19 protein-coding genes and 2 pseudogenes are annotated in these 21,878 nt (G+C 73.4%); 17 read left to right on the top strand and 4 right to left on the bottom strand.

What is annotated here, in order from left to right:
• Positions 1–218: 218 nt before the first annotated feature.
• Genes dnaK through QRN89_RS03600 form a run of 7 tightly spaced genes read left to right on the top strand, consistent with a single transcriptional unit; the run spans position 219 to position 7,440 of the window.
• The gene (gene dnaK / locus QRN89_RS03630) at positions 219–2,144 is read left to right on the top strand and encodes a molecular chaperone DnaK (RefSeq protein ID WP_290347886.1); all 1,926 of its coding nucleotides are present in this window, start codon (positions 219–221) and stop codon (positions 2,142–2,144) included.
• Positions 2,145–2,152: 8 nt separating this feature from the next.
• Positions 2,153–2,668, top strand: a complete 516-nt coding sequence (locus QRN89_RS03625; RefSeq protein ID WP_290347885.1) for a nucleotide exchange factor GrpE — start codon at positions 2,153–2,155, stop codon at positions 2,666–2,668.
• 5 nt (positions 2,669–2,673) lie between these two features.
• On the top strand, positions 2,674–3,651 hold the full coding sequence (locus tag QRN89_RS03620) for a DnaJ C-terminal domain-containing protein (RefSeq protein WP_290347884.1): 978 nt from the start codon (positions 2,674–2,676) through the stop codon (positions 3,649–3,651).
• Positions 3,648–4,052, top strand: a complete 405-nt coding sequence (locus QRN89_RS03615; RefSeq protein ID WP_290347883.1) for a chaperone modulator CbpM — start codon at positions 3,648–3,650, stop codon at positions 4,050–4,052. Before QRN89_RS03620 ends, QRN89_RS03615 begins: the two co-directional genes overlap by 4 nt.
• The gene (clpB, locus tag QRN89_RS03610; RefSeq protein ID WP_290347882.1) at positions 4,043–6,694 is read left to right on the top strand and encodes an ATP-dependent chaperone ClpB; all 2,652 of its coding nucleotides are present in this window, start codon (positions 4,043–4,045) and stop codon (positions 6,692–6,694) included. Before QRN89_RS03615 ends, clpB begins: the two co-directional genes overlap by 10 nt.
• 5 nt (positions 6,695–6,699) lie before the next feature.
• The gene (gene trxA, locus QRN89_RS03605; RefSeq protein ID WP_290353561.1) at positions 6,700–7,149 is read left to right on the top strand and encodes a thioredoxin; all 450 of its coding nucleotides are present in this window, start codon (positions 6,700–6,702) and stop codon (positions 7,147–7,149) included.
• Between the two features lie 33 nt (positions 7,150–7,182).
• On the top strand, positions 7,183–7,440 hold the full coding sequence (locus QRN89_RS03600) for a UBP-type zinc finger domain-containing protein (RefSeq protein ID WP_290347881.1): 258 nt from the start codon (positions 7,183–7,185) through the stop codon (positions 7,438–7,440).
• Between the two features lie 132 nt (positions 7,441–7,572).
• Here the strand turns inward: QRN89_RS03600 and QRN89_RS03595 are convergent.
• Positions 7,573–7,812, bottom strand: a pseudogene (locus QRN89_RS03595) (IS200/IS605 family accessory protein TnpB-related protein); the annotation flags it as partial.
• A 161-nt stretch (positions 7,813–7,973) separates the two neighbouring features.
• Entirely contained in the window at positions 7,974–8,459 is a 486-nt protein-coding gene (locus QRN89_RS03590) for a DUF6924 domain-containing protein (RefSeq protein WP_093653021.1), read from the bottom strand.
• 231 nt (positions 8,460–8,690) lie between these two features.
• Between QRN89_RS03590 and QRN89_RS03585 the strand changes: the two genes are divergently transcribed.
• From QRN89_RS03585 to QRN89_RS03575, 3 genes and pseudogenes are all read left to right on the top strand, one after another.
• Positions 8,691–11,150, top strand: a complete 2,460-nt coding sequence (locus QRN89_RS03585) for an FUSC family protein (RefSeq protein ID WP_290347880.1) — start codon at positions 8,691–8,693, stop codon at positions 11,148–11,150.
• A 229-nt stretch (positions 11,151–11,379) separates the two neighbouring features.
• Positions 11,380–12,246, top strand: a pseudogene (locus tag QRN89_RS03580) (universal stress protein).
• Between the two features lie 418 nt (positions 12,247–12,664).
• Positions 12,665–14,761 (top strand): DUF1996 domain-containing protein, encoded by a 2,097-nt coding sequence (locus QRN89_RS03575; protein ID WP_290353560.1) that lies wholly within the window; start codon positions 12,665–12,667, stop codon positions 14,759–14,761.
• 121 nt (positions 14,762–14,882) lie between these two features.
• Here QRN89_RS03575 and QRN89_RS03570 read toward each other — a convergent pair whose 3' ends face one another.
• Positions 14,883–15,635: a VOC family protein gene (locus QRN89_RS03570; protein WP_290347879.1), complete on the bottom strand. Its 753-nt coding sequence runs from the start codon at positions 15,633–15,635 to the stop codon at positions 14,883–14,885.
• Between the two features lie 458 nt (positions 15,636–16,093).
• Here QRN89_RS03570 and QRN89_RS03565 point away from each other — a divergent pair, with 458 nt between their 5' ends.
• The 7 genes from QRN89_RS03565 to QRN89_RS03535 all read left to right on the top strand — a co-directional run bounded on the left by QRN89_RS03565 (position 16,094) and on the right by QRN89_RS03535 (position 20,237).
• Positions 16,094–16,921, top strand: a complete 828-nt coding sequence (locus QRN89_RS03565) for an Fpg/Nei family DNA glycosylase (protein WP_290347878.1) — start codon at positions 16,094–16,096, stop codon at positions 16,919–16,921.
• A 173-nt stretch (positions 16,922–17,094) separates the two neighbouring features.
• A complete protein-coding gene (locus QRN89_RS03560; RefSeq protein ID WP_290347877.1) occupies positions 17,095–17,805 on the top strand; it encodes a nucleotidyltransferase family protein in 711 nt (236 codons plus the stop codon).
• Positions 17,802–18,065 carry a BON domain-containing protein gene (locus tag QRN89_RS03555; RefSeq protein WP_290347876.1) on the top strand — a complete coding sequence of 88 codons (264 nt, stop codon included), beginning with the start codon at positions 17,802–17,804 and terminating at the stop codon, positions 18,063–18,065. The genes QRN89_RS03560 and QRN89_RS03555 overlap by 4 nt, the downstream gene beginning before the upstream one ends.
• Positions 18,062–18,787: a metallophosphoesterase family protein gene (locus QRN89_RS03550; protein ID WP_290347875.1), complete on the top strand. Its 726-nt coding sequence runs from the start codon at positions 18,062–18,064 to the stop codon at positions 18,785–18,787. Before QRN89_RS03555 ends, QRN89_RS03550 begins: the two co-directional genes overlap by 4 nt.
• A 64-nt stretch (positions 18,788–18,851) precedes the next feature.
• Positions 18,852–19,148: a DUF6480 family protein gene (locus QRN89_RS03545; RefSeq protein WP_290347874.1), complete on the top strand. Its 297-nt coding sequence runs from the start codon at positions 18,852–18,854 to the stop codon at positions 19,146–19,148.
• Positions 19,149–19,280: 132 nt separating this feature from the next.
• The gene (locus tag QRN89_RS03540; protein WP_290347873.1) at positions 19,281–19,661 is read left to right on the top strand and encodes a VOC family protein; all 381 of its coding nucleotides are present in this window, start codon (positions 19,281–19,283) and stop codon (positions 19,659–19,661) included.
• A 114-nt stretch (positions 19,662–19,775) separates the two neighbouring features.
• On the top strand, positions 19,776–20,237 hold the full coding sequence (locus QRN89_RS03535; protein ID WP_290347872.1) for an SRPBCC family protein: 462 nt from the start codon (positions 19,776–19,778) through the stop codon (positions 20,235–20,237).
• A gap of 338 nt (positions 20,238–20,575) precedes the next feature.
• Here QRN89_RS03535 and QRN89_RS03530 read toward each other — a convergent pair whose 3' ends face one another.
• Positions 20,576–21,859, bottom strand: a complete 1,284-nt coding sequence (locus tag QRN89_RS03530) for a preATP grasp domain-containing protein (RefSeq protein ID WP_290347871.1) — start codon at positions 21,857–21,859, stop codon at positions 20,576–20,578.
• Positions 21,860–21,878 lie beyond the last annotated feature (19 nt).

The raw sequence follows: 21,878 nt of genomic DNA, 5'->3' as shown, positions 1-21,878 counted from the left end.
GGCACGACCGCGGCCGGCCGCCCACGGGACCGCCTCGGGACCCGGCCCGTCCGGCCGCCTCCACGAGAAGGCGCCCCCTCGAAGGCGCGAGGCATGCGCACCTCCTCGAGGACTCGAAGAAGTTCGCGGACTCGAAGCAGGGTGAACGGCACGCTCTCCGACCTGTGAGTCCGCTTCCGGACCTGTGAACCGCGCGTCGTGCGACGAAGGAGAACCTGATGGCCAAGGCAGTCGGAATCGACCTGGGGACCACCAACTCGGTGATCGCGGCCTGGGAGGGCGGAGAGGCCACGGTGCTCCCGAACGCCGAGGGCAGTCGCACCACTCCCTCCGTCGTCGCCTTCACCGACACGGGAGAACGACTCGTCGGTCAGCTCGCGCGCCGCCAGGCGATCCTCAACCCCAAGGGCACCATCTACTCGGCCAAACGCTTCATCGGCCGTCGTTACGACGAGATATCCGACGAGGCCAAGGCCGTCGCGTTCGACGTCGTCCCCGACGAGCACGGCAACGCGCGCTTCGACGTGCGCGGCAAGCTGTACTCGCCGGAGGAGATCAGCGCGCTGGTGCTGCGCAAACTGGCCGACGACGCCGGCAAGCAGCTGGGCGAGCGGGTGACCGAGGCGGTCATCACCGTCCCCGCGTACTTCAACGACGCCCAGCGCCAGGCCACGAAGGACGCCGGGAAGATCGCCGGCCTGGAAGTGCTCCGCATCATCAACGAGCCGACCGCGGCGGCCCTCGCCTACGGTCTGGACAAGAAGGGCCACGAGACGGTCCTGGTGTTCGACCTCGGTGGTGGCACGTTCGACGTGAGTCTGCTCGACGTCGGCGACGGCGTGGTCGAGGTCCGGTCCACGGCCGGTGACAGCCACCTCGGCGGCGACGACTTCGACCGGCGCCTGGTCGACCACCTGGCCGACAAGTTCCAGCAGGACAACGGCATCGACCTGCGCCAGGACCCCCAGGCGCTGCAGCGGCTGTTCGAGGCCGCGGAGAAGGCCAAGGTCGAACTGAGTTCGGTGACGCAGACGCAGGTGAGCCTGCCGTTCATCACCGCCGACGCGGCCGGCCCCAAGCACCTCACGGAAACCGTCATGCGGTCCACGTTCGAGCAGATCACCGCGGACCTCGTCGAGCGGACGCTCGAACCCGTCAAGCAGGCCATTGCCGACGCCAAGGTCACCGAGAACGACATCGACGAGGTCATCCTCGTCGGCGGGTCGACCCGTATCCCGGCCGTGCAGGCCCTCGTCCGCCGGCTCACCGGCGGCAAGGACCCGAACATGAGCGTGAACCCCGACGAGGTCGTCGCTTTGGGCGCGGCGATCCAGGCGGGCGTGCTCAAGGGCGAGGTCAAGGACGTCCTGCTGCTCGACGTGACCCCGCTGTCGCTCGGCGTCGAGACCCGCGGCGGTGTGATGACCAGGCTCATCGAACGCAACACGACGGTCCCGGTGCGCCGTACGCAGACGTTCTCCACCGCCGAGGACGACCAGCCGGCCGTCGACATCGTGGCCCTCCAGGGCGAGCGCGAGATGGCCGCCGACAACCGTGTCCTCGGACGCTTCCAGCTGACGGACATCCGGCCGGCGCCGAGGGGCGAGCCGCAGATAGAGGTCACCTTCGACGTCGACGCCAACGGCATCCTCAACGTCACGGCACGCGACGAGAACACGGGCGCCGAGCAGGGCATCACCATCAGCGAGGGCTCGAACCTCGACCAGAGCGAGGTCGAGCGGATGGTCCAGGAGGCGGAGCGCCACCGTGGCGAGGACACCGCGCTGCGCCAGGCCGTCGACGCCCGCAACGAGCTGGACGCCGTGGCCTACCAGGTCGAGCGCAGGCTCCAGGACCTCGGTGACGCCGCGCCGTCGCACGAGAAGGCCAGGGCGGAGATGCTCGTCGGCGACGCCCGGCAGGCCGTGCAGGAGGAGGCGCCGGTCGACCGGGTCAGGTCGCTGACGTCCGAACTCCAGCAGATGCACGCCTCGTTGTCGGCCCACCAGGCCGGCGCCGCCGCGGGCGGTGCGGCCGCCGGTGCCGCGGCGGGCGGAGCGGGGACCGGGGCCGACCAGGGCGCGTCGGTCGGTGCCGGCGGATCCGACGACGACGTGATCGACGCAGAGTTCGACAAGGGCTGAGGCCGTTCATGACCACCGACAACGAACCTGCCCCGCCGGAGGGCCCCACCGAGGCGCCGCCCGCGGAGGCACAGCCGGGCACGGGCGAACTCACCGCGGAACTCGACGAGATCCGGGACCGCTGGCGGCGCTCCCTCGCGGACCTGGACAACCTCCGCAAACGCCATGCGAGGGAGCTGCAGCGCGAGCGGAGCGACGAGCGGGCCCGTACGTCGGCGGCATGGCTGCCCGTGGTCGACAACCTCGAACTCGCCCTCCAGCACGCGGGATCCGACCCGTCCGCCGTGCAGGAAGGCGTCAAGGCCGTGCGCGATCTGGCCGTCGAGGTGCTCCGGGGACTCGGGTACCCCCGCTACGAGGAGACGGGCGTCCCGTTCGACCCGACCCGGCACGAGGTCGTCGGCCTCGTCGACGACCCCGAGGCCGAACCCAACACCGTGGTCCGGGTCCAGCGGCCGGGCTACGGCGAGGGCGACCAGCAGCTGCGCCCCGCGGCCGTCGTGGTGAACAAGCGGCAGGAGTGACGCCCATGGCGCGTGACTACTACGACGTCCTCGGGGTCGGCCGCGGCGCGGGTTCCGACGAGATCCAGGCGGCGTTCCGCAAACTGGCCCGCCGGCACCACCCCGACGTCAACAAGGAGCCGGAGGCCGAGGAGCGGTTCAGAGAGATCAACGAGGCGTACAGCGTGCTGTCCGACCCCGACACGCGCCGCCGCTACGACCGGTTCGGCGAGCACTTCCGGGAGATCCCGAAGGACTACGACGAGCGCGTCGCGGCCGCTGCGGGCGCCCGCGGCGGGTACACCCGCTCCGGTGCCGGACCGGGCGGCGACGGCCGCCGCGTGCGCTTCGTGTCCGACTTCGGGGAGGGCTTCGAGGGCTTCGAGGGCGGCGCCGGAGGCGTGGACTTCGACGACCTGTTCGGCGGGCTGTTCGGGCGCGGCGGGGCCAGGGCCCGGGGGCCGGTGCCCGGCGCGGACCAGGAGGCGGAGATCCGGCTCGGCGTGGAGGAGGCCTACCGCGGGGGCAAACGAGGCATCACCCTCTCGGGACCGGACGGTCCGCGGACCTACGACGTCACCGTTCCCCGCGGGGTCGTCGACGGCCAGCGCATCCGGCTGGCCGGAGAGGGCGGCCGGGGGAGCGCCGGCGGCCCGCCGGGCGACCTCTACCTGCGCGTGCGGATCAAACCTGACGCGCGGTTCAGGCTGGAGGGCCGCGACATCCACGTGGTCCTCCCCGTCACCCCCTGGGAGGCGGCGCTCGGTGCCACCGTGCCCGTTCCGACCCCCGGCGGCACGGCGAAGGTCACCGTGCCGGGCGGTTCGTCGAGCGGCCGCCGGCTGCGGCTGCGCGGCGAAGGGATGCCCAACCCCCGCGGCGACGACGGGGATCTCTACGCGGAGGTCCGGATCATGGTCCCGCCGAAGCCCTCCGAGCGCGAACGCGAACTCTTCGAGCAACTGGCCGCCGACTCCCCCTTCGACCCGAGGAAACCAGGATGACCCACGACCCCCGGTCCGCCGGGCGGGCCCCCGGGCACCGCCGGGCGACGCCCCCGGCCCGGCAGCCCGGCGTGAACGTCGTCGTCCGTCGCTACGCGATGGATCCGGTCACCCGGCTGGACCTGGACGCCGTCGCGCGTCTCGCCTCCCTCCACCCCGACGTCGTGCGGCGGTTCGTCGCACTCGGCCTGATCGACGCCGCCCGGGGCGCCGACGGCCGGCTCTGGTTCGACCGGAGCGCCCCCTCGGTACTGGCCCGCATCCAACGCCTCAGGGCCGGGCTGCACCTCAACTACGCCTCACTCGGTCTGGTGCTCGATCTGCTCGACCGGATCAGCGAGCTGGAGGACGAGCTGAGGCGCAGCAACGCCGGCGCCAGGAGTGATGAATCGTGGATATGAACCGGTTGACCCAGAAGTCGCAGGAAGCCCTGCAGGAAGCACAGACCATCGCCGGACGCCTCGACCAGACCGAGGTCGACGGCGAGCACCTGCTGCTCGCCCTCCTCGACCAGCCCGACGGGCTGGTGCCCCGGTTGCTCGACCGGGCGGGCGTCGGCACCCAGGCGCTGCGCACGGCGGTGACGGAGTCGCTGGCCCGCCGGCCCCGGGTGACCGGCCCCGGTGCCCAGCCGGGCCAGGTGTTCATCACCCAGCGGCTCGCCCAGGTGCTGGACTCCGCCGAGCAGGAGGCCAAGCGGCTCAAGGACGAGTACGTGTCCGTCGAGCACCTCGTCCTCGCTCTCGCCGACGAGGGGTCGAGGACCGCCGCGGGCCGGCTGCTCAAGGAGTTCGGCGTCACGAAGGAGTCGTTCCTGGAGGCCCTCACCGGCATCCGCGGGCACCAGCGCGTCACCTCCGCCACCCCCGAGGGTGCGTACGAGGCCCTCGAGAAGTACGGCCGCGACCTGGTGGCCGAGGCGCGCAGCGGCAGGATGGACCCGGTCATCGGCCGCGACGCGGAGATCAGGCGCATCATCCAGATCCTGAGCCGCAAGACCAAGAACAACCCGGTCCTGATCGGTGACCCCGGCGTCGGAAAGACGGCGATCGTGGAGGGCCTGGCCCAGCGGATCGTGCGCGGGGACGTGCCCGACGGCCTGCGCGACCGGACCATCTTCGCCCTCGACATGAGCCTGCTGGTCGCGGGTGCCAAGTACCGGGGCGAGTTCGAGGAGCGGCTGCAGGCCGTGCTCAGCGAGGTCAAGGGTGCGGAGGGGCGCATCCTGCTCTTCGTCGACGAGTTGCACACCGTCGTCGGTGCCGGCGGAGGGGCCGAGGGCGCCATGGACGCCGGGAACATGCTCAAGCCGATGCTCGCCCGCGGCGAACTCCACATGATCGGCGCCACCACCCTCGCCGAGTACCGCAAGTACGTCGAGTCCGACGCCGCCCTCGAACGCCGCTTCCAGCAGGTGGTCGTGGACGAACCCAGCGTCGAGGACACCATCTCCATCCTGCGCGGACTGCGCGAACGCCTGGAGGTCTTCCACGGGGTCAAGATCCAGGACACCGCGCTCGTCGCCGCGGCCACCCTCAGCCACCGCTACATCTCCGACCGGTACCTGCCGGACAAGGCGATCGACCTCGTGGACGAGGCATGCGCCCGGCTGCGTACGGAGATCGACTCGATGCCGGCCGAACTCGACGAGATCACCCGCCGGGTGACCAGGCTGGAGATCGAGGAGGCGGCACTCGGCACCGAGACCGACCCCGCCAGCCGCAAGCGCCTCGAGGAACTGCGGCGCGAACTGGCCGACCTGCGGGCCGAGACCGACGCGATGCACGCCAAGTGGGAGGCCGAGCGCCAGGCCATCAGGCGGGTGCAGGAACTGCGCCAGGACCTGGAACAGGCACGACAGGAGGCCGATGAGGCCGAGCGGAACTACGACCTCAACCGTGCGGCGGAACTGCGCTACGGCCGGATCACCGAACTGGAGCGGCGCCTCGCGGCCGAGGAGGACTCGCTCGCCGCCAAGCAGGGCGAGAGCCGGCTGCTGCACGAGGTCGTCACCGAGGACGAGATCGCCGAGATCGTCGCCGCGTGGACCGGTATCCCCGTCACCCGGCTGCAGGAGAGCGAACGCGAGAAGCTGCTGCGCCTCGACGAGATCCTCGGCGAGCGCGTGGTCGGCCAGGACGAGGCGGTCAAGCTCGTCACCGACGCCATCATCCGGGCCCGGTCCGGCATCCGGGACCCACGGCGGCCGATCGGCTCGTTCGTCTTCCTCGGACCGACCGGCGTGGGCAAGACCGAGCTGGCCAAGGCCCTGGCGGCGGCCCTCTTCGACAGCGAGGAGAGCCTCGTCCGCCTGGACATGAGCGAGTACCAGGAACGGCACACCGTCAGCCGGCTCGTCGGCGCGCCCCCGGGATACGTCGGCTACGAGGAGGGCGGCCAGCTCACCGAGGCGGTCCGCCGCAAGCCGTACTCCGTTGTCCTGTTCGACGAGATCGAGAAGGCGCACGCGGACGTCTTCAACACCCTGCTGCAGGTCCTCGACGACGGCCGGATCACCGACTCGCAGGGCCGCACGGTCGACTTCCGCAACACCGTCGTCATCATGACGTCCAACATCGGGTCCCCGTACCTGCTCGACGGCGTCACCGCCGACGGGGAGATCAAGCCCGAGACCCGGGCCCTGGTGATGGGCGATCTGCAGGCGCACTTCCGGCCGGAGTTCCTCAACCGCATCGACGACGTCGTGCTGTTCAAGCCCCTCGGCATGGCCCAGATCAAGACGATCGTGGACCTGCAGTTCGACGATCTGCGGCGGCGGCTGACGGAGCGGCAGATCACCCTGGAACTCACCGACGCCGCCCGCGAGCACATCGCCGAGCAGGGCTTCGACCCCGTGTACGGTGCCCGGCCGCTGCGCCGCTACATCTCGCACGAGGTCGAGACGCTCGTGGGCCGTGCGCTGATCCGCGGCGACGTGCGCGACGGCTCGACCATCCGGGTGGACGAGCGGGACGGCGAACTCGTCGTCACCTACGACGAGGGCGCGACCGGCCGGCCGCGCTCCGCGCAAGAGGCCGCGTGAGCGCGATGAGCCCGACGAACACCGACAGCAGGACGGTCGTCTGCGCCGCGTGCGGCCGCGGGAACCGGGTGCCGGCCGCCGCCGACGGCCGTCCGCGCTGCGGGAGTTGCGCGTCCCCGCTCCCGTGGATCGCCGACGCGGGCGACGCCGACTTCGAGGAGGTCGCCGAGAAGGCCGCGCCCGTCGTCCTCGTCGATCTGTGGGCCACCTGGTGCGGACCGTGCCGCACGGTCGGTCCGGCGCTGGAGCAGGTCGCACGCGAACTGGCCGGCCGGATCAAGCTGGTCAAGGTCGACGTCGACCAGGCGCCGCGCATCGCGCAGAAGTTCCAGGTGCAGGCCGTACCCACCCTGGTCCTCATGGACCGGGGAGAGGTGATCGCCCGCCAGGCGGGCGCGGCCCCCGCACCCGCTCTGCGCCAGTGGGTCGAACAGGCCCTGCGAGACCGCCGCTGAATCCCGCACGCCGCCGAACGGAGGCCGTCCGTGATGGAGACCGATCCGCATCTCGACATGGTGCGTCCGGTGTCGCCGAACACCCCGCAGGGCTGCGAGGAGTGCCTGCGGCTCGGATCGCCCTGGGTGCATCTGAGACTGTGCCTCTCCTGCGGCCACGTGGGGTGCTGCGACTCCTCGCCGCTCAGGCACGCGAGCGGGCACGCCGAGACCGAGGGCCATCCGATCGTGCAGTCCTTCGAACCGGGCGAGGACTGGCGCTGGTGCTACATCGACCAGGCCATGGTCTGAAGGCGTCCGGACCGGCACGAGGCGGCCCGTCGGTCGCCCCCGGCGCTCCGTCGGGGTGACGCGCTTCGCGCCCGTCCGGCCCCTCGGCAGGTCCCGCGGCGCGAACCCGGCCGGGCGGCTCGTCCCCGTCAGTTCTTGGACCCATTCCTGGTCACTGCGGACATCCCGAACGGTTTTGGATGTCCTGGTTGCCCGCGTGCTCGCCGCGTCCGGCGGCACGGATCGTGTCCGTGGTCCGGGGGTGCGGGGGCGGGGTCCCTCACGCCCCAGGGCAAGCCGGTCGGCCTGGACGGTCCGATGCCCGAGCACATCGCTCTGGTGTGCACGGGGCGGTGTCGTCCGTCGCCGGATCGGGTGTCCCTGGACCGTACGCGCGAACAAAGCCTCCTCCACCCCGCGGTGATGCTGGGCAGGTGAAAGTCTTGGTGTCAGGGCAGTGACGCGGTTCCCGCCCGAGGCCGCGCCCGGCGGTTCCCTGCCCGGCGGACTTCGGCGCCCGCGCCCGACGCGTACCCGTCGATGGCGGGCACGGTTCAGAAGGACCGGTGGACCGGGTCGGGTTCGGCGACGGCCGTCTCGGCGAACTCCTCGAAGTCCATGTTGCCGATCGACAGATTCGCGTGCACGACGTGGACTTCGGCCGGGACGGTCCGGAACTCCCGCGGCGGCGGGGAGTCGATGAGCTCCTGGTAGTACATCGGGTCGAGGTCGTCCTCCTCCTCGAAGACGTCGAGGGCGAGCAGGGCCCGGCCGGCGGACCGCATCGTGACCCGGTCGGCGAGGAAGACCACGCACAGCTCCTCGTCCCGCCTCACCGCGCCCAGGACCTCTTCGGGCGTGCGATCGGCCCATACGGGATCGTCCACGAGGTGGACCGCGGGGTCGAACTCGTCGTCGTCCCCCCATCGCCGGTTCAGGTCCGCGACCACCGCCCGCCAGGCGGCCTCGTCGCCGTAGTCGGTCCTGATGACCAGGGCGTCGAACGCGTCACGTCCGACGATCTCGGGCAGCTCTCTCATGGTCCCCTCCCACGGCACCCGGCACGGATCCGACTGTCCCATGAGCCACCGACAGCGCGCTCCCGCGCCGTCCCGGCGGCCCGGCCGCACAGACCGGTTCCGCGACGGCGGACGGGGCCGATTCACCGTGCCCACCTGGACCGTGGAGCCGCGGTGGTCCTGGTCGGGGCCCTCTCCCGCGCCGGGCGCTTCCGGGGCGAGCATCGGCCGCGGGCCCCGTAGGCTCGTTCTGTGACGTGGCTGCGCGCGCTGAGGGAGATCCTGCGCACCGGCCTGGCGATCGAGCGGAAACGGCTCGAACCCCTGGTCGCGATCCGTGCGGCCGCCGGGGTCGCCATCGTGATCGGCCTGTCCCTGTGGCTGGTCTCCCCGGCCTACGCCGCGTCCTCCGCGCTCGGCGCGTTCTCGGCCGGCACGGCGACCTTCCAGCGGAGCTGGCGCCCCCGGAAGGTCATCGCGCTCGCCGCGGGCGCCGGTCTGGCCGTCAGCACCTTCCTCGGCTACGTCGCCGCCGGGAACGTCGTCACCTTCCTCCTCCTGCTGGCCCTGTGGTCGTTCCTGGCGGGGATGGCCTGGGCCGCCGGCCCCACGGCGGGGATCGTGTCCACCGCCACCGTCGCCGCGATGCTGGTGACCATCACCCTGCCCGGCAGCGTCGGGCAGGCGCTGGAGCACGCCGTGGTCATCTTCCTCGGCGGTGCCGTGCAGGCGATGCTGATCCTGCTGTTCCCCGTCCGCAGATGGGGGGCCCACCGCGACGCCCTCGCCGACGCCTTCGCCGCCGTCGCGGACTACGCCCGCAGACTGCGCCACGATCCCACGGCGCCCTTCGACCCCGAGGCGCTGATGACGGCCCGTGACGCGGCGGCCGTCACCCCCTTGCAGGCGCGGCACCGGCCACCCGCCCTGCACGGCACGCGTGGTCTGGCCGAACGGATCCGCCCGGCCGTGGCCTCCCTCGCCGATCCCGCCCTCGGCGCGCCCGCTGACGGCCCGCAGCGGGATCGTGCCAGGGAACTGCTGGGTGCGGCCGCGGACGTCCTCGACGCCGCCGCCCGGGCGATCCGGCGCGGAACCCGGGCCGAGGTGCCGCCGAGGGTCATGGACGTGCTGCGGATCGCCCCCGCGGGCGCCGTGGACGGGACAGACGCGGTGGACGAGGCGAACCGGCGGCCCGAGGCGGACGGCGCGCCCTCGGGCGCCGAGGCCGACGAGGTACTTCGAGGGGCCGCGCGGCAGGCCGCCGTACGGCTCGTCACCCTGCTCCGCGAGGTGCTGGAGGTCGCCGAGAGCGGCGAGAGGCGCGCGTCGCGGGCCGGCACGTCGGCGGAGACCCCGTTCCTGATGCGCCCGACGATGATCCGGGTGCTGCCCGTCGTCCTGCGTGACATGCGCCGCGAGCTCCGCCCGGACTCCACCGTCCTCCGCCACGCCCTGCGGCTCGCGGTGGTGGCCCCGGTGGGGTACGTGGTGGGCAGTCTGCTCTCGCCGGGCCACGGCTACTGGGTGCCGATCGCCGCCGTGCTGGTCATGCGCCCCGACTTCCACCAGACCTACGCACGTGCCGTCGCCCGCTTCGCCGGCACGCTGGTCGGGGTCGCCCTCGCCACCGGTGTGGTGCAGCTGACCCGGCCCGACGCGTATCTGTCGGGCGCGCTGGCCGTGGTGTCGGCCGCGCTGATGTACCTGGTGATGCGCACGGGGTACGCCGTCTCCCAGGCGTTCACCGCCGCGTACGTCGTCTTCCTGCTCGGCATGGGCGGAGAGGAGTGGGACCAGACCGTGCCGGACCGCGTGCTCCTCACCCTCATCGGCGGGGTCCTGGCGATGGTGGCCTACCTCGTCTACCCGGCCTGGGAGACCCCGCGGCTGCTCGACCGGCTCGCCGACCGGCTGGCGGCGAACGGGCGGTACGCGGCGGCGGTCGTGCGGAGTTATGCCGAGCCCTCGGCCCAGGGCTTCGCGGAGGTGCGGAAGGCCCTGCTCGACAGCCGGGAGGCCGACGCCGCCTGGGACGAGGCCTTCGACCGGGCCAAGCAGGAGCCGGTGCGGCACCGGGGACTCAACCGCAGGGAGGCGGAGGACGCCGGGGAGGCGATCAGGGCGCTGGGGCGCGCGGCGATGCTGCTGGAGACCCATCTGCCCACCCGGGAGGGACCGCCGGTCCCGGAGGCGGCGGGGTTCGCCGAGGCCGTGGCGGCGGACACCGCGCAGGCGGCACGTGACGTACGCGAGCGGAGGAACCCGGAATGGGACCGGGTGGAGGAGGCACTCGACACCTGGGCGGGCGACGAGGACGGCGTCCAGGAACGGGTCGTGCGCCGAGGTGCTGCCCTCCAGTTGCGGGCGCTGGAGGACCTGACGGCCGCCATCGACAGGACCCCGCTGGAGCACGACGTCGACTCGGCCGTGCGGGAGCACCGGGCACGCGCCGCCGGTGCCGGGGATCCCGGAAGTCCCCGGAATCCCGGCACGAGCGCGGAGGCCGGGCGGGTCGCGGAGGCCGCGGAGGGCGGAGGGGGCGCCGAGGCGGCGGGGGCCGGGGAGCGCGCGCGGGGCGGCCGGGCCGACGAGGCCGGGCGGCCCCGGGAGGCCGGAGCGGTCGAGGGGGCGGGGCGCGTCGGACCGGTCCGGGAGGCGCGGCGGGAGGGCGGCGGGGACACCGAGCCACCCCGGGGGAGGCGGGGCTGACGGGACCGGTGGCGTACCCCGGGGCCCGTGTCGCGCCATGGCGTTCGTGCCGAGCGGCGTGCCGGCCGCGTGCCGTGCCGCGCCGTGCGGGGTCGCGTTCGTGCCGTCCCGTGCCCGTGCCCTGGCTCCGAGGGACGTCGTCGCTGCGGCTGGGCGTGACCGAGGTGAGCCTGGTGGTGAGGACGGACACCCCGTGCGAAAGGCGGCGTCATGGGCGGCCTGGTGGTCAGTGGGAGTCGACGGCTCGGGGTCCGGCCTGGCCGCGGCCGAGGAGGCGGCAAGGGAGGCCCGGTGGCGAGGGGCCGCACTCCGGGTGGTGCACGCGTTCATCCGGCCCCGGATGCGGGTGCCGCTGGGCCCGTCGTCGTACGGGCCGCCCGAGGGCGGTCTGCGGAACCTGGCCGACCGTCTCGTGGCCGAGGCGGTCGAACGGGCCGTGGCCACGGCGCCCGAGGTGGAGGTCGGCTCCGTCGTGGTGCCGGGCGAGCCGTCGACCGTGCTCGAAGCGGAGTCCCGGGGGCGGAGCTGGTCGTCGTCGGTCCCCGGGGGACGGGCGGCTTCGTCGGGCTCATGGTGGGGTCGACCGCCGTGCATCTGGCCGCGCACGGCCGATGCCCCGTGCTGGTCGTGCGGGAGGGTTCCCGCCCCGGTGGTCCCGTGGTCGTGGGTGTCGACGGATCTCCCGCGGGCGAGGCGGCGGTCGACTTCGCCTTCGCGGAGGCCGCGTTGCGCGGGGCCTGGCGTGCTCGCCCTCCACGCCTGGACGCCGTGGAATGCGCCGTTGCCCCCTTCGCAGGACCCATCGATGCACTACGCGAACCCGCCGGGCGCGGTCACCGAGGCGGAGGAACGTCTGCTGGCCGAGGCACTGGCGGGGCGGCGGGAGACGTACCCGGGTGTCCCGGTCGAGCGCAGGCTCGTGCGCGGCGACACGCGGAAGGCACTCATCGAGGCGAGCGGTTCGGCCCGGATCCTGGTGGTCGGCGCCCGGGGGCGCGGGGGATTCAAGGGGCTGCTGCTGGGATCGGTGAGCCAGGCCATGCTCCACCACGCGCGCTGTCCCGTCGTGGTCGTACGCGGGGGCGGCGGCGTCTGAGGCGGCTCGAGGCGGCGGACCACCGCACGCCCGGGCCGGCCGTACCCGCCCCGCACCCCCCGCGACGCGGGTCCCCACCTGCGTACCAGGGACGCTGCGGTGCTGCGTACCGGGGACCACAGCGCACCCGGCCGTCGGTCCGGGCGTCCGTGGCAGGGACTCCGGCGCAGTGACGCCGGGGCGCCGGCGACGCACCTCCGCCGACGGGCTCTGGCGGCCGTCGAGCCGTGCCGCGCCGACGAGTTGCGGATTGCTTTGAACACTCCGTGCCGTGCGTCCGTATGGAAATCAGCGGGTCCCCCACAGCCGTTCGCGTCCACGCGCGAACCGGCAGAGACGCACAGGAGTTCCATTGAGAAGAAGTGCACGCAGACGCTCAACGGGCGGCAGGCGAGTAGTGGCGGCCTCCATCGCGCTCATGCTGGGCGGGGGCGGGCTGATCGCGGTCAACACCTACGCCTCGGCGGGCGAGGGGTGGGGGCAGTCGCAGAACCAGACCCTCGGAGCCGGCGCCGCCGCGTCCACCATCAAGTGTCCCGAGGTCGCCAACGGGCTCTCGGAGGTGCCGGACGCGGCGCGGCCCGAGGTCGACAAGGAACTGGCCGCGATGGACAGCCAGATCACGGAGGCCTACCAGCGGTTCGCCGAGCAGAAGGAACAGGTCGCGCAGGACCCGAAGTTCGCCGAGAACGCGGTCCTCGGTCCGCTGGAGGACAAGCGGACGGCGAGCCTCGACCGCATTTCGACGGCGATCGACCGGGCGGGCGAGCGCCCGGAGGGCCTCGAGTCCATGGCGGCCTGCGAGTTGCAGCAGGACGACGCCGACAACGGCGGCCAGGACGGCGGCGACCAGGGCGACGGTCAGGACCAGGGCCAGGACGGCGGCCAGGACGGCGGCGACCAGGGCCAGGACGGCGGCGACCAGGGCGACGGCAACGGCGGTCAGGCCGGCAACGGCCCGGAGCAGTCCGACTTCGTCGACATCCAGTCCGTCCAGCCGAACGTCAGCAACCCGCCCGCTCAGCAGAACGCGTCCCGGGGCACGTTCGCGACCGACTGCGGTGTGAACGAGAACGGCAAGTTCAACCCGGACAACGTCATCGTCGCGCCCGGTGTCGCCAACGGCGCCCACCACATGCACGACTACGTGGGCAACCAGGCCAACGACGCCTTCGCCAGCGACGACGACCTCGCCAACGGCCAGACGACCTGCGTGGACCAGGGCGACAAGTCGACGTACTACTGGCCGGTGCTGCGGCTGCAGAACGGGCAGCAGGAGAACGACGCCAACGCGGACGGCGGAGGCAAGGACCAGAACGTCGGCGAGATCCAGACGCCGTCGCAGGTCACGCTGAACTTCGTCGGCAGCCCGGTGTCCAAGGTGACGGCGATGCCGCGGTTCCTGCGGATCATCACCGGCGACGCCAAGGCGTTCGTCAACGGCAACGCGAACGCGAACGCGTCGTGGAGCTGCACCGGCTTCGAGGACCGTCAGCTGAAGGACAAGTACCCGATCTGCCCCGAGGGCAGCCAGGTGGTGCGCTCGTTCAAGTTCCAGAGCTGCTGGGACGGCCAGAACACCGACAGCGCCAACCACCGCACCCACGTCGCCTTCGCCGAGGCCAACGGCGCCTGCCCCAACGGCTTCCAGGCGATTCCGCAGCTCGTGCAGCGCATCGTGTACGACGTGCCGCCGCCGGTCTTCGACGGGGCCAACCCGAGCGTCTTCGCGGTCGACTCCTTCCCGGAGCAGCTGCACAAGCCCGTCACCGACCACGGCGACTTCATCAACGTCTTCGACGAGAACCTGATGGATGAGCTTGTGGGCTGCATCAACGAGGGTCGCGAGTGCGGTCCCGGCGATGCCGGCGCACCTCCTGCCGACGGCGGTGACGACGGCGGCAACGGCGGTGACGACGGCGGCAACGGCGGGAACGGCGGCGGTGAAGGGAACGGCGGCAACGACGGCGGGGAGAACCCCGGCGACCCGGCTCCACCGAACGACGGTGCGACGGGTGGGCAGGATGCGCCGGACGAGCCGCAGAACCCGGGCGGGGACAACCCGCCGGCCGACGGGGGAGCGGGCGGTCAGGACGCACCCGGTGGCGACGACAAGCCGGGCGCGGCCGCCGGTCAGGACGGTGCCGGTCAGGACGACGGTGCGGGTCAGGACGGTTCCGGCGCGGGTGACGACGGCTCCGGCGGGCAGAACGCCCCGGAGGGCGGCGGTGACGTGAAGGAGCCCGAGGTCCTGGCTGGTTCGTCCGCCGGGTCGAACGGCTCGGCGCAGGCCGGTGCGGGCGACGGGAAGCCCGCCGCCCAGGCCACGAAGGCCGGCGAGAACGCTCCCGAGCCCAACGGCGGCGGTCAGCCCGTGGCCGCCGGTCAGGGGGGCGGGCTTGCCGAAACGGGTGCGCAGCTGTGGCCGTCCGCGGCCGGGGCCGTGCTGCTCGTCGCGGGTGTCCTGCTGCTCCGCACGCGTCGTCCGCAGCGTGCGGCGGCACGTCGCCACTGACGCGGCTCCGTGCAACGCATCCTGGCCGGTCCCGTCTCGACGGGGCCGGCCAGGTCGTTGTGGGCCCTGGCTCGTTGGGGGAGCCGAGGTCGTCCGGCCCCCTGCCCGCCGGGCGGCGTGCTCAGCGCCGGGGAGCGGGCGCCGGCATCGGGTCGTTCGACGTGACGGTGAACAGACCGCCGTCGGGGTCGCGGAGGGTGATCCAGTCCTCCGCGCCGGCCGGCCGGGTCGGCGCGACGACCCGGCCGCCGAGCCCGACGGCCGTCCGTGCGGCGACGTCCACGTCGGGGACGTAGAAGTACACGTGCCAGCGAGGGCGGATGTGCGGGTCGGGAGCCTCGCCGATCGCGCCGCCGGTGATCCGGGCGACCACGTCCCCCTGGTGGCGCAGGACGACATGGTCGTCCTCGTAGGCCACCTGGCAGCAACCGGGCTGTGCGCAGGCCCAGTCCAGCACCTCGGCGTAGAAGATCGCGGACTCGAACGCGTCGCGGGTGCGCAGCTCCAGCCAGGCGGGCGCCTTGTCGGTGCCCATGCTCCAGTCGGGGATGGCCTTGCCCTGCCAGATGCCGAAAACGGCGCCGTCGCGGTCCGCGGCCAGCGCCGCCCGCCCGGTGCCGAAGCTGAGCGGGCCCACGGCCACCGTGGCGCTGCGCTCGTGAATGCGTGCCGCTGTCGCGTCCGCGTCGTCCACCGCGAAGTACGGGGTCCACGCCACGGCGACGGCGAGGCTGTCCGCGAGCGCCCCGATCCCGGCGACGGGAGTGCCGTCGAGGAATCCGACGGCGAACTCCTCGCCGAGCCGGGTGGGCCGGAACGCCCACCCGAGCACCTCCGCATAGAACTCCTCCGCCGCCGGCAGATCACGAGCCATGAGGCTCACCCAGCAGGGGGCGCCGAACAGCGCATGACTTGACGTAGACACGACAGCCGCCCATCTCCACGTCCCGCGAGCCCGGACACGCGGGACCCGGAACTCTCACGCTACTCCGGTCACCCGCCACCCGCCGGACCGCGTCACCCCGAGTGACCGGTGCTCATGAGGCCGTGAGCTCGGTCGCCAAGAGGTCCCCGGCCTCGAGAGGGTGCGCGGCGCCGGCCGTCCCGCGTGACCACGCCGGGTGCGTGGGAAGCGCCCGTGCGGGTACCCGGGCGAGCGTAAGGCCGCCCGTTCCGGGGCGGGGCGACGCGGAGCCCCGGGCGGACGCCCCGCAGGCGCCCCGGACGGAGTCCCGCGTCGGGGACGGCGTCCCTCCCGCGGGCGGAGTCCGGGATCCGAGTCCGGGATCGACGTCACGGACCACAGACCCGGACCGACTCCCGAAGGTGAGCATGCCCGAGCTGCCGGACGTCGAGGGCTTCCGTGAGGTGCTGAGCTCCTGCGGCCGCGGCCGCAGGGTGACGCGTGTGGAGGTGCGGGACCCCGGGGTCCTCCGCGGGGTCACCGTGCGGCGGCTGCGGACGGAGGTCGAGGGCGAGCGGTTCGGGGAGCCCCGGCGGCACGGCAAGTGGCTGATCGCCCCCACGGACGACGGTCCCGCGCTCGTCTGGCACTTCGGTATGACGGGAGCCCTGCTGTGCACCCCGGCGGACGAGCCCCTCGACCGGCACGACCGCGTGGTGCTGACGCTGGACGACGAACGGCAGTTGCGCTACCGCGACCAGCGCAAGCTCCAGGGCGTCCAGCTCGCCGGGACCGAGGCGGCCGTGGGGCACATCCTCGCCGACCTCGGACCCGACGCGCTGTCCGTCTCCCGTGAGGAGTTCCGCGAGCTGCTGGACGAGCGGCGGGGTGCCGTGAAGAACGTCCTGATGGACCAGTCCGTCCTCGCCGGCCTGGGCAATCTGCTGAGCGACGAGATCCTGTGGCGCGCCGGTGTGGCCCCGGACAGCGCCGCCGGGGAGCTGACCGAGGAGGAGACGCGGAGCCTGTACGCGGCCCTGCGCCGGGTCCTCGCGTCGTCCGTGCGCGTCGCACGCGTACCTCCCAGGCGTACCTGGCTCACGGGCCGGCGGGAGGACCCCGACCCCCGCTGCCCGCGCTGCGAAGGACCGCTGCGCTCCCGCCGCTTCTCGGGCCGCCGCACCCTGTGGTGCCCGCACTGCCAGAGCCGGTCCCACCGTGCGGAACGCGATATTCATCCCGGAAAAGAGGGGTAGGCGTGCTGCATGGCGGAACCGCCGTCGCGGCCGGTGCCGTACGTGCCACCGCGCGGGCCGGCGTCCCACGGCCCGGAGCGCGGTGGGGTTCGTGGAGGGCCGGAAGCGGGCCCGCAGCTGGACCGGGGCGTACGAGCGGCGCTGACGCGTCATCGGCGGAAGGGAGAGCGGACATGGACCAGTCGACGGGGAGCCGGGGCGGCGGACGCCGGCTGCACCTCGCCGGTACCGGGATCGCCCCACCGGGCGGCGAAGCCGGCGCGCACGCCGGCGCCCGTCCGGCTTCCGGCCGTGCCGAGGCACTGCCGGAGGACCACACCCAGGCCATCCTGGAGACCACGAAGCAGGTGGCCGCCCTGCTGAAGGCCTCCGGGTACCCGTTCGCCCTGGCCGGAAGCGTCGCCGCGCACGCCCACGGGGTGGCGGCCGGATTCCAGCACGACACGGACTTCTGCGTTCGGCGGGAGGACGTCGACGGAGTGGTCCAGGCACTGCGGGACGGCGGCGTGGAGATCGTCGCCGCTCCCGAGGACTGGCTGGTCAAGGCACGGTCGGGCGGCGAGGAGATCGACGTGATCTTCGAGCTGGCCGGCGGGCCGGTCACCGGCGCCATGCTGGAGCGCGCGCCGGTGCTGGCCGTCGACTCGGTGCGGATGCCGGTCCTGGCCCCGTACGACCTCCTCAGCAGCCTCCTCTGGGCCCTGTCCGAGCACCACTGCGACTTCGCGCCGCTGCTGACCATCGCCCGGACGCTGCGGGAGCTCATCGACTGGGACGCCCTGCGGGCGGAGCACCGGTCGAATCCGCTGCCGGACGCGTTCCTGTACCTGCTCGAACGCCTCGACGTCATCGACCCGCGGGAACCGAGGGAGGCCGGACCGTGAAACCCACCGACACCGGTGAGGGCGCCTACCGCGTCGCGCGCATCCGTGAGCGCCTGGCCGGGGACGACATCGCCGAACTGGGGGTCCGCGTCGAGGAACGCGGCGGCGCCGTGCTGCTCACCGGCACCGTCTCCTCGCCCGAACAGCGCGACGGCGTCCTGCGCGCCGTGGCCGACGAACTGGGTGACGACACTCCCGTACGCTCCGACCTCGTCGTCGCCTCCACCGCCGCCCCCGACGCCCACGAGGACCTGCCGTGATCCGGATCGCGGCCGTCGGCGACATCCATCTCGGCGAGGACGGCCGGGGCCGGCTGCGCCCCGCCTTCGACACCCTCCAGGACTGCGCGGACGTCTTCCTGCTCGCCGGGGACCTCACCCGGCACGGCACCGTGGCCGAGGCCGAGGTCGTCGCCGCCGAGGTGGCCGGGCTGTCCGTGCCGGTCGTGGGCGTCCTCGGCAACCACGACTACCACAGCGACCGCGAGGCGGAGATCACGGCCGTGCTCGGCGACGCCGGGGTCACCGTCCTGGAGGGCGACTCCACCGTCCTCGACATCGACGGCACGAAGGTCGGCGTCGCGGGGACGAAGGGCTTCTGCGGCGGCTACGCGGGCCGCAGCGCCGGGGAGTTCGGCGAACCGCTGATGAAGGAATTCGTCCGTTACACCCGGCGCTGCGCCACGGACCTGCGCCGGTCGCTGGAGCACCTGGCAGCGGAGGGCACCGACGTCCGCATCGCGCTGACGCACTTCTCGCCCGTTCCCGACACCCTCGCCGGGGAGCCGCCGGAGATCTATCCGTTCCTCGGCAGCTATCTGCTGGCCGAGGCGGTCGACGAGGGCGGCGCGGACCTGGCCGTGCACGGTCATGCCCACCTCGGCGTCGAACACGGGATGACGGAGGGCGGGGTGCGCGTGCGCAATGTGGCGCAGCCGGTGATCGGGCGCGCCTTCGCCGTCTACGACCTGCAGGTGCCGTGACCGCACCTGCGCTCCGGCGGATCCGCGGACCCTTGGACCGGGAGAAGCCGGGCAGGAGCCGCACATGACGGTGAACAGCCCCGACCCCGATCCGCGTGCCGCGGCCGCACCCGATCCGGATGGCGCGCTGCCGCCGGGCGGGCACCCGTCCGGCCCGGGCGCGTTCCCGGCAACGGCCTCGGACGCGTCCTCGGGCACGGAACCGCGCGAACGCCGTCCGACCCGCCCGGCTCACCCGGCCGGCCCGACTCGCCCGACCCGGCCGCGCGGCTGGGCCAGGGGCCCGCTCGTGGCCGTCTGCGCGCTCGTCCTGCTGGTCGCCGCGTTCTTCGTGGCGTACGCACTCGTCCTGATGCTCTGACACGGCGCCGGACGCTCTCCGGGCCGACCGGCGTGCCGACCCGGCTGACGCGGCCCCCTGCCGTCGGGTGACTGCGCGTTGACATCCGGGGTACCCGCCGTGCCCAGGAAGTCCCGACGAAGGGGAGGGGAAATGGCGGTTCCCAAGACGGCGGTGCTCGCCCTCGACTGCGCCGAGCCGGAGGCGCTCGCGGAGTTCTACGCCGCGCTGCTCGGCGCCGAGGTGCGGAGGACGTCCGACCCCGATCTCATCGAGGTCGCCGGCCAGGACGGTTCGGTGCTGGGCTTCCGGCGCGACCACGGCCTGGCGCCCCCGAGCTGGCCCCGCCCCGAGGACGCCCAGCAGGCCCATCTGCTGATCCTGGTGTCTCCGGGGGACCTGGACGAGGCGGAGCGTGAGGCCGTGAGCCTCGGGGCCACCCCGATGGACGTGACGGGCCGGGGAACCCCTCGCGAGGCCCGGCTGATGTCCGACCCCGCCGGCCACTCCTTCCTGCTGCGGGCTCGCAAGTAGTCCCCGGCCCGGGCCCCCGGAGGCGGTAGTTCCGCCGGCACCGGGTACGCGTCGGACGTGCCTGTCGTGCGGCGCACCACCCTCCGCACGGCTTCCGACGAGAGGAGCGCAGTCATGAGCAGGGTGAGGGAATCCGTCGAGGTCGACGTCCCCGTCAGCACCGCGTACAACCAGTGGACGCAGTTCGAGGAGTTCCCGAACTTCATGGAGGGCGTCGAGGAGGTCAGGCAGCTGGACGACCGCCACAACCACTGGACCACCAGGATCGGCGGCGTCCACCGGGAGTTCGACACCGAGATCGTCGACCAGCTTCCCGACGAGCGCATCACCTGGCGCACCACCGGTGGCGACACGAGGCAGAAGGGGACGGTCAGCTTCCAGCGTCTGGACGACGCGCACACGCGTGTCGAGTTGGTGATGGACGTCGAACCGACCGGAGCCGCCGAGAAGACCGCGGCCATGACCGGCCTGATCGACCGGCGGGTGAAGGACGACATGCGTCGGTTCAAGGACTACATCGAGGGCCGGGGCGACGAGTCCGGGGCCTGGCGGGGACGCATCCGGCCCACGACCTGACGCCGGCTCGGTGCTCCGGCCGCGGGGCGGTGCACGCGACCCCGCGGCACCGGCTTCGTGGCCGGTGCCCGTGCCCCGGACACCGGCGGCACCCGCTCCCCGGCCTGGCGGGGACGCATCCGGCCCACCCCGCACGCGCCGCGGACACCGGCGGCACGCGGTACGGCCGCGACCGTCCGGGGGCGCGCCCGGTACGGCCGCGCCTGTGGGGCCGCCGCCCGACAGGCGCGGTGCCGGTGCCGGTCACCGCTCCCGGCCGACCGCGCGCACCACGGCCGCCTCCTGCCTGCTCGGCCGACCGCGCGGACTGCGGCCGCCCGGTGGCCCGGGCTCCCGGCTCACCCCGCCCCGGAAGGCGGCTCGAACGCCAGGGCGCGTGCCAGCGCCGCCTCGATCTGCGCGACCCTCGTGTGCCCGGGGCCGATCACGGCGTAGCGCCACGACCGGCCGTCGGCAGGGGCGTCCCCGTACAGGACCACCCCCTCGCCCCGGCCGGGACGCCAGTCCAGCCCCTCGGCCCGCAGCCGCCGCAGTGCGTCGGTGAATCCGTGCGCCGAGGGTGTCCGCCCCGCGGCGACCAGCCATGTGCGGTCCCGGCACCCGGCCGCGCGGGCGAGCCGTTCGACCATCGCCCCCGGGGTGGTGGTGGCGGTCCGGCGGACGTTGCTCTCCGTCGCGTACAGCGAACCGTCGGCGGTGACGACGGCGTCCAGCCCGTACGGTCCCGCGTAGTCCCTGTCCGCCAGATACGTCCCGAGGTCCGTGCCCCACCGCTCCAGCTCGCGTACGGTGCCTCGCGCGACGCCGCGGAGGGGCGAGACATAGCCGGTGTACGAACCGGCCGTCGTGCGCATCTCCCCGCTGTGGACCACCCTGGGTGCGGCGCCCGGGCGGGCGAGCAGTTGGACGCTGACGGACCGTGCGACGTCCAGGCACCGCTCCACCACCCAGGAGCCCGGCGCCCGGTCCGCGAGCGGGCCGAGGACCGGGGCGGCGCGGGAGAGGAACACGAGCCCGCAGCCGCCCGCCGAACGGTCCGGTTTGACCACCACCCGCTCGTAGCGACCCAGCATCGCCCGCACCGTCCCGCTCAGCCCTTCACCCGTGCAGACCCGCCCGGGCGGAACCCGGATTCCCAGCTCCCCGGCGACGGCACGGAACCCGGCCTTCGTGTTGAGCCGGTACGCCGTGTCCACGGCGCTCGCGCCCACCCCCGCCGGCCCGTACGGAGCGATCCGCAGTCCCAGACGCGATGCGAGGGCGACCGTGGACCTGTCCAGTGCGACGGGCAGCAGCCGTGCCCCCGGACGTTCGGTGGCAAGGGCGCCGAGCCGTTCCGTCAGCCCGGCCCGCTCGACCGCTTCCGCCATGGTCGTCCCGGGCGTCCACGGCACCGTGACCACCGTGACGGCCCCCGGCGGGACGTCCAGCAGCCCGCAGGCGTGGTCCAGGAAGGCCGGGCCCGGCGCGACGGGGGTGACCAGCACGTCACCGGGCCGCATGAGCCAGACCTTCCGCGGCGCCTGCTCGGCCCACCGCTCCAGGACACCGTGGGCCGGCAGGTCGACGGCCAGGTCCGAGAAGAAGTTGGCCCAGACGATCAGCGGGGCGGAGTGCTCCACGCCGCGATGCCTACCCCGA

Origin of the sequence: Streptomyces sp. HUAS CB01 (genome assembly GCF_030406905.1) — a bacterium.
Classification (GTDB): Bacteria; Actinomycetota; Actinomycetes; order Streptomycetales; family Streptomycetaceae; genus Streptomyces; species Streptomyces chengbuensis.
Note: the sequence above shows the minus strand (reverse complement) of the source record. Positions and strands in the feature narration are given on the sequence as shown.